The following is an 8,919-nucleotide window of genomic DNA, read 5'->3' as shown; positions in this document are numbered from 1 at the left end:
GAGGCGATATTCTCATACGGCTTCAACTGGCCGTCGCCCCAGTCCACATTCAACGTCTGCGACGGTTCGGCAAAATAAATCGAGAAGTCGAGCGTCTTGCCCGGCTCTGCCGTCATCGTCAGCATCACTTCATCATTTGCTTTCAAAACGGAAGCAAACAATACAAACATTAAAAAAAAGGTAATTTTTCTCATAGCAATAGAGTTTTTTTGTATTATTGCATATATTTGCAAAGATATAAAATTGTTTCTGCAAAAAAAATTTCTTCATTTTTTTATACGAGAAACATTACATTAACACTTTTATCCCCAGCAGGTATGAAATTCTTTAACGTAAACCTTGTCTGTTTTGTACTTATTATTGGCTTACTGTCGGGAATATCGACCGATGCGTCGGCCAAACGGAAAAAACTTCTGAAAAAGAAGAACGATACGACCTTAGTCATTCCCAAACCCAAGGAAAACAAGGACAGTGTCGAATATCACAAACTCATAAAGGGGGCTGTCACCAAAGAAGGACTGCTGACTACCCATTTCACCCCCGGGAAAAAACTCTATTGGGAGATTCCCGACTCGGCATTCTCTCATACCTATATGTTGTCGAACCGTATTGCCGCCACCAGCAACACGCAAGATTTCGTGGCCGGGCAAATGGCCACCCAGCCCATCTTGCTGCAACTCAGTTGCGACAGCATCAACGTATATCTGCACAAGGTGCAGACACAAAACAGCGTCGATGAAAACGAATCGATCGCGGCGGCTTTTGACAAGAACTTCCTGAACCCCGTGCTGAAAGCCTTCAAAATCGAGGCCCGCAACAAGGAGAATGTCGTCATCGACGTCACCTCGTTCTTCGGCGGGAACGAGAAGTGCATCTCACCGCTGAAACCCACCAACCCCCTCGAAAAACTGATGGGCGGCGGCAATGCCCTGAAAGGCTCTTTCGTCTCGAATGCCTCATCGATTTCGGAAGTGAAAACCTTCCCCCGGAACATCGAGATAAAAAGCTCGCTCACCTTCAACACCTCCCCGATGGACGAGCCCTACACCGTGCAGGTGCACCGTTCGTTCATCGTCCTGCCCGATGAGCCCATGCCCATGCGCCTGCAAGACAACCGCGTAGGGTACTTTTACAGCGACCGTTCGCATTATACGACAGAGAAAGACAAGGTCGACGAATATACCTTCATTCACCGCTGGCGCCTCGAACCGAAACCCGAAGACCGTGAACGCTACTTCGCCGGCGAACTCGTCGAGCCGCAAAAGCCCATCATCTTCTATGTCGACAGCGCTTTCCCCGACAAGTGGAGAGATATCGTGAAACAAGGCATCGAAGACTGGAACACCGCATTTGAAGCCGCCGGCTTCAAAAACGCCATACAAGCCCGAGACTATCCCAAGGACGATCCCGATTTCGACCCCGACGACATGCGTTACAGTTGCGTGAAATATGCCGCCACGACCATCGCCAACGCCATGGGGCCGAGTTTCGTCGACCCGCGTAGCGGCGAGATTCTCACGGCCGACGTCATTTGGTACCACAACATCGTGTCGCTGCTGCACAACTGGCGATTCTGCCAGACTGCCGCCACCGACCCCCGGGTGCGCAAACCGGTCTTCGACGACGAAGTGATGCGCGAATCGATGCGCTATGTCGCCTCTCACGAGATAGGCCACACCCTGGGACTGATGCACAACATGGGTGCCAGCTATGCCTACCCCGTCGATTCGCTGCGAAGCCCCTCCTTCACCCAAAAATACGGCACGACGCCCAGCATCATGGACTATGCCCGCAACAACTACATCGCCCAACCGGGCGACTACGACCGGGGCGTGAGACTGACGCCTCCCATTCTGGGGGTCTATGACATACACGCCATCGCCTGGGGATACCGCCTCATTCCGGGCGCCACCACCCCTGACGACGAAAAAGCGACCCTCAACCGCTGGATCGAAGAGAAAGCGGGCAACCCCATGTATGAATTCGGTGCTCAACAGTTCATGGCCATCATCGACCCGACCGACCAAACCGAAGACCTGAGCAACGACCATCTGCGCGCCGGTGACTACGCCATCGCCAACCTGAAAATCATCATGGCCAATCTCGAAAAATGGGCCGCCGAACCGGGCGAACCCTACAACGACCTCGATGAGACCTACGACCAGCTGGTAAAACAATATACCCGCCACATAGGCCATGTGATGACCTACATCGGAGGCGTGGAATTCAAAGACGCCCGTCAAGGCAACGGGAATGCCGCCCGCACCCACCTCGACCGCGCCACCCAGAAAAAAGCCATGCAATGGCTCATGCGCCAGGCCCGCACCTATAACGACTGGCTCACCCCCACCTCGCTGATGATGAAACTCGACCGCAACCTCAACTGCAACGAAAAACTGCGCAGCAGCATCGTGGGTTGCCTGCTCAACAGCACCGCCCTCTATCGCATCGAAGAAGGCGGTCTCGTAAACGCCAAGAAAAATTACACGCTCGAAACCTATCTCAACGACGCCATTGCCGAATTGTTCAAGGCTTCATACCAAGGCAAGAAACTCGATGGCACCGAGCGTGCCATACAATCATCGGCCTTGGCCGTCATCACTAAATACAGCGGGCTCACACCCAAGTCGGCCCAAAAATCGGCCTCGGCCCGAGCCTTCGCCGACTATCTCGACGTCATGGCCTTGGGGTGTAGTCCCGACGTCCCGTGCAGCCACGCAGCCTGCCCGGCCAACCGGGACGAAGAAATTTCGTTCCTCCGCATCAACATGGGACAGCCCGGCATACCCGACACGCGCATCGCTCCCATCATGACCGCGTACCTCAAAAAAATCGAAGCGCTCTATCAGCAGCAGCGCAACCGCACCAGCGACACGACAACGCGCGACTTCTATGACTATCAGATTCTGAAAATCAAAGAGTTGTTCAACTGATTATTCCACATACTATGATGAAACATATTGCTTTGTTGCTTCTTCTCGCTCTCTTCTCCACGACGGCACTCATGGGGCAAGAGAACGGGACGCAAAAAATAACCGGATATATTGTCGACTCATCGGGGAACCCCATTGCCGGAGCCACCGTAAAAATCAAAGACTCGACAACGGCCACCATCAGCGACGGCAACGGACAGTTCTCGCTGACAACCCCCGCGACCGAAGCGACCCTCATCGCCTCTTTTCTCGGGTACCGTAACTACGAGACCACGGTCTCTCCGACGACCACGACCCTCAAAATCGCCCTCGAAGAAGATGCCCAGCAACTCGACGACGTGGTAGTCATCGGATACGGTACACAGAAGAAATCGTCACTCACCAGCTCGGTCGAGGTCGTCAGAGGCGAAGACCTAAAACGCATGCCCGTGATGAACGTCAACGAAGCCCTGGTGGGTCTCGTGGCCGGCGTCTCGGTGCAGAACTCGACCGGTGACCCCAGCTCGGGAAAAGAATCGGACATTCGCATTCGCGGCATCAACGGCACCCCCCTGCTGGTCATCGACGGAGTACCCCGTTTCGGTGAAAACACCTCCGACGGAGAGATGCGCCTCTCCGACCTCAACCCCGACGACATCGAAAGCATCTCCATGCTGAAAGACGCCGCCGCGGCAGCCGTCTACGGAGCCCGTGCCGCCAACGGCGTCATTCTCGTCAAGACCAAGCGAGGCGAAGACAGCCAGAAAGTAAGAGTCAACTATCGGGGACAGTTCAACCTGCAACAAGCCACCTGCCTGCCCGATTTCCTCAATGCCGAAGAGTTTGCCACCCTCTATAACCGCGCCGTCGACGCCCGCGGCGACGACGTGTATGAGAAATACGACCTCGAAGCCATCAAAAGCAACCCCAACCTATATGGCGACGAAAACCTGCTCGACTACCTCGACAAGTTTGGATACTCGACCTTGCACAGCCTCTCGGTATCGGGCGGAAACAAGTTTGTGAGATATTACATCTCGGGCGGGTACACCAATATCAAAGGTCTCTACTCGGGTGTGGGGCGCGACCGTTTCAACTACTCGGCCAAGCTCGACGCCTACATCGTCAAGGGGCTCACCCTCTCGCTCGACATCACCGGGAATCGCTCCAACAACAAAAACACCAGCTACACGACCATCGACGCCGCATACGGCTACTCCCCCTTGCAGGTATTGCGCTACACCTCGGGCGAACTGGCCAGCATCAGCGGCAGCAACCCGTTGCTGGCCGTCGACGGGCTGGGCGGATATATCCGCAACAAGACCAACTTCAATACCCTCTCGGCCACCCTCAACTACGAATTCCAGGCCGTGAAGGGATTGTCGCTCTACCTCAAAGCGACGGTCGACAACAACAACTCGATAAACACGACATTCAGCAGCCCCGAGACACTCTACCTCTACGACAGTGAAACAGGCGAAATATCGGAAGACCCGCTCACGACCTACCCCACGGCCAAGATAAGCCTCTCGCAGCGTGACCAGTTTGTCGACAACAAGCTCTTCGAAGGCGGCATCAACTACACCAATACTTTCCGCGAGCGCCACGATTTCAGCGCCATGCTCGTCGCCAACTACCAGGATTACCGCAACCGCTACATGACGGGAACCAACAACGACATGGCCGGGAAATATCCCGAAGTCATCGGCACGGCCACCGACAGCAAACTGGTCGGCAACGAGTATTTCTACCAACGTGCCTCGCTCATCGGACGCTTCACCTACGGATTCGACAACCGCTATTTCATCGAGACCAGTTTCCGCGTCGACGGTTCGACCAAGCTGCCCCCCGAGAACCGCTGGGGATTCTTCCCTACAGTGTCGGGAGCATGGATCCTCTCCAACGAGTCATTCTTCCGTTCGTGGGACCAGCCGGTCATCTCCAACCTCAAATTCCGCGCCTCGACCGGTCTTTTGGGTCGTGATGCCGTACTCACCGACTTCGGCTACCTGATGAACTACGTCTACACCACCAATTCGGGTTACCAAATCGGCGGGAACTTCAAACCGGGTATCATCACCGACCCCAACAGTTTCCCCAATCCCGACCTGAAATGGGAAAAGAGCCAAGACTACAACATCGCCGTCGATGCCGGATTCTGGAAAAACCGCTTCGCCTTGACGTATGAATACTACTGGCGATTCAAGACCGACATGCTCACCTACGCGCCCACCTACCTCTATCCGCCATCGGCCGGGACGGGGGGCAACGTGCCCTACATCAACTTCGGCAAGGTGAAGGCCTGGGGCTGGGATCTCACCCTCACGCACAAAAACAGTATCGGGCAATTCAAGTACGACGTCGGTGTCACGGTATCGAAGACTTTCGACGTGGTACTCGACTACGGCGACGAATCGTCGGTTGTCGAACACCAGCGCCGCAAAGGGCGCAGCAGCCAGTTGTGGCTGCTCTACCAGTCGGACGGGCTGTTCCAGTCCTGGGAAGAGATAGCCAACTACCCTGTCGACCAGGACGGCATGGGCAACACCACGCTGGCCCCCGGCGATATCAAATATAAAGATGTCGACGGCGACAATGTCATCACCGCCAACGACCGGGTATATGTCAAGAGCTCGGCCTACCCCGACTTCTCGATGAGTCTGAGCCTCGGATGCAGCTACAAAGGTTTCTTCATGAATGCCATGTTACAGGGAGTTGCCGGTTACCAGCAGCAGATAACCGAACTTTATACGCTCGAAAGCAGCAGCTTGCAACGATTCCAGCGCTACCACCTCACCGATACCTGGACCGAAGACAACCCCGATGCCACCTATCCGCGCATCAAGTTCGCCTCGAAAAACGATAACAACCGCAAAGAGTCGGACTTCTGGATTCGCAACTGCAACTACATACGTCTGCGTTCGCTCACCATCGGTTATGCCCTGCCGGCCAAGCTGCTCCAAAAGAAGAAAATCAACTCGGTAAGCATTGCCCTGCAAGGAAGTAACCTCTTCACCATCTCTTCGCTCGAAGACGGTATCGACCCCGAATCTCTCCGCGGGTATCCCATACAGCGTTCCTACGGTATCACCCTTAATTTCGGCTTCTAATTCTTAGCTTCAAGACAATGAAAAAATTATTATATATAACTTTCTTTTCGCTACTCTTGTTGAATGTATCGACAAGTTGCAACGACCTGTTCGAAGAGGTACCCTACGACAAACTGTCGGAAAACGCCATCTGGGGTGATGAACTTCTTCTCGACGAATATGTCTTACCCTGGTACCGCAACATGGACGACGGCTTCTCCACCTATGTTACTACCATCATGAAAGGCATCGGACGGGAATACGAACCTTGGTATGGCGACCAGCTGACCGTAAGCCGCTCGGAATGGTACAACGCCGACTACGGCGACATTCTTCGCAGCAGCCAACAGGAGCTTACCACCCGTGGCCGCACCAAGTGGAGTTCCTATTATACCCAATTACGGTCTATCAACGTACTGTTTCAGAACGCCGACCAGATTCCGGATGGCGACCACAAACAACGGGTACTGGGTGAGGCTCACTTTTTCAGGGCCTACTACTATTACCTGCTGCTGCGCATGTACGGAGCGCCCATTATCCTCACCGAGCCCTACGACCCGCTCACCGATACCCGGCAACTCACCCGTGCCACCTATGAAGAGACGGTCAATTTCATTGCCTCCGAAGCCGACAAGGCAGCAGCGCTGCTTGATGCCTACATACCGGAGATCGAAGCAGGGCGTGCTTCCAAAGGAGCCGCATTCATGCTCAAAGCCAAGACCTACTTCTGGGCTGCCGGCGTGAAGTTCCAGAACCGCACCGAGTCGTATCTCGGCTTCCCCGACGACCGCACCGACCGCATGTACACCCTGGCGGCCAATGCCTACGACTCACTCATGGCTCTCAACCAGTATGAGCTGATACAAATTGCCGAGACCACACAGGAGGGTATCGCCGAAGCCTATCACAACATATTCCTGACCAAGAACAGCCGGGAGTCGATATGGGAGGTACAACACAGCGACGACGGAAACTTCGATACCGAGTTTGGCCACAAGCTCGACCGCGAGACCGCTCCCCCCTCGTGCTACGGCACATTTGCAGCCTATGTACCCACCCAGAACCACGTCGATGAATACCGCACCGTGAGCGGACAGCCCATCGAGACGGCTACCGACTACGACGAGAACAACCCTTACCTCAACCGCGACTACCGTTTCTACGCCAACGTACTCTACGACGGCTGCTCGTTCAAGGGGAAGACGCTCGAAATACATTACGTCTACGACCGCCCCGGAGGCAGCTATACCCGCGGTGCCGACCTCACGGCCTACGGCTCGTCGGAGCAGGCCACCTACACCCGCACGGGCTATTACATGAAAAAGTTCGTGCGCGAATCCCAACAAATCGACAACGACGACACCTACGCCAGCAGCCAGAACTGCATCATCTGGCGTTATGCCGAGGTGTTGCTCGACTATGCCGAGATTGACTTCAAACAGGGACGTGTCGGCGATGCCATGGACAAGCTCAACGAGATACGCCGCCGCGTGCACATGCCCGAATATACCTCGATAACCTGGGACGACATCGTAAACGAGCGCCGCGTGGAACTGGCCTTCGAGAAGTCGACCTATTGGGACCTCCTGCGCTGGGGCATCGCCGAGGAGAAGATGAGCGGAAGCACCAACCCCCTCCGCGGCGTGAACATATACAAATACCAGGACGGCAGCCCCACGGTCTACCGCGAGAAAACGGTCAACGGCACCGACAACACGGTGCGCTACTTCCGCGAAATGCAGTACTACTGGCCCATACCCTGGGACGAGATACGCCGCCACGGCATTCCGCAAAATCCGCAATGGCTCGAAATGTAAAAGAATTGATTATTAACCCTATAAAAAAAGATTGTCTATGAAAAAAATCGTTACACTTGCACTGCTTTTTGCAGGCGGACTCACCTCATCCGCCTACGCACAAGGCAACCTCTTCACCCCGGCCGACTGCGATGCCAACGGCTGGTTGTGGTTCGACACCCAGGCCAAAATCGACAAATATGTGGGCGAGGCCAACAGCGACAAGCTCATCAAAATGATACCAGGCGCTGCCGTTGAAGTAGAGCCCGATATTTTCGAGCCGGTCAACAGCACCGCCTCACCCACCGTTTACGGAGCCGGCACTGACGGTTATCTGCCGGGAGTTGACTCCACCGGGGCTACATTAGGAGCCGATGCCAAACAAGGCGCCATCGTACTGGCTCCGGCATCACCCTACACCTCGTTCAACGGCGGAAGCATTCTCCTCCACCTGCCCTCGTGCTATCACCTCGAAGTATTTCTCTCGGCCGAAACGTCTATCCGTCCGGCCTTGAAGGGTGGTTTTGGAGAGTTGGGAACCATCGACTGCGCCAATATAAAATCATTCATTTTCCTCCCATATCACGGGGCCGGAAAATGTACCTGGGAAGTACAGGACATTGAAAATGGCAGCGGATTCAAACTCAACCAGCAACAGCCTGTAACCGCACAAATCCTCAACGGAAACCAGAGCAAAGCCGAAATGTATGTGCATGGCATAAAAGTGCAGGTTTACGGCGAAGGTGCCGGCATTAGCGGCACGGCCAGCGATGCCGAAGGTATCAACATCGCCCAGACAGGCCGTTTCATCTCCCTCTCGCGTGAGGCCGATGTAAATGTCTACAATGCCGCCGGTAAGGTGGTGCTCTCGACCCGTGCCGAAGCACTCGACCTCGGTGCGCTGGGTACCGGGCTCTACATCGTTCAGGCCCGCGACGCCCAAGCCGTAGCAACTCAGAAAGTGCTGATTCCCTAACCGATTCGCATACTCATGACAAGAACAGGAAGGCTGTGAGCGGGTCTCCGCTCACAGCCTTCTCTGCACCTGACGTTCTCCACAGGAGGCTGTGGCGCCAATCGGCAACCGCCGCCACTCCGAGAGAAAAAATCCCCTCACACAAC

At 54.9% G+C, this 8,919-nt stretch carries 5 protein-coding genes; 4 read left to right on the top strand and 1 reads right to left on the bottom strand.

Annotated elements, in window-relative coordinates; translation table 11 throughout:
* The coding region (locus tag IAD09_03355; GenBank protein HIT81265.1) for a hypothetical protein at window positions 1-194 on the bottom strand (194 nt) is incomplete at its 3' end.
* A gap of 123 nt (window positions 195-317) precedes the next feature.
* On the opposite strand from IAD09_03355, the gene IAD09_03350 reads away from it, so the two are divergent.
* The 4 genes from IAD09_03350 to IAD09_03335 are packed head-to-tail and all read left to right on the top strand — an operon-like array spanning window position 318 to window position 8,773.
* Window positions 318-2,933 carry a zinc-dependent metalloprotease gene (locus tag IAD09_03350; GenBank protein HIT81264.1) on the top strand — a complete coding sequence of 872 codons (2,616 nt, stop codon included), beginning with the start codon at window positions 318-320 and terminating at the stop codon, window positions 2,931-2,933.
* 14 nt (window positions 2,934-2,947) lie between these two features.
* Window positions 2,948-6,022: a TonB-dependent receptor gene (locus tag IAD09_03345; GenBank protein HIT81263.1), complete on the top strand. Its 3,075-nt coding sequence runs from the start codon at window positions 2,948-2,950 to the stop codon at window positions 6,020-6,022.
* Between the two features lie 17 nt (window positions 6,023-6,039).
* On the top strand, window positions 6,040-7,818 hold the full coding sequence (locus IAD09_03340; protein ID HIT81262.1) for a RagB/SusD family nutrient uptake outer membrane protein: 1,779 nt from the start codon (window positions 6,040-6,042) through the stop codon (window positions 7,816-7,818).
* 37 nt (window positions 7,819-7,855) lie between these two features.
* On the top strand, window positions 7,856-8,773 hold the full coding sequence (locus IAD09_03335) for a T9SS type A sorting domain-containing protein (GenBank protein ID HIT81261.1): 918 nt from the start codon (window positions 7,856-7,858) through the stop codon (window positions 8,771-8,773).
* Window positions 8,774-8,919 lie beyond the last annotated feature (146 nt).

This window comes from Candidatus Caccoplasma merdavium (genome assembly GCA_018715595.1).
Lineage (GTDB): Bacteria > Bacteroidota > Bacteroidia > Bacteroidales > UBA11471 > Caccoplasma > Caccoplasma merdavium.
The sequence above is the reverse complement of the archived record's forward strand: the minus strand, read 5'-3'. Positions and strand labels throughout refer to the sequence as shown.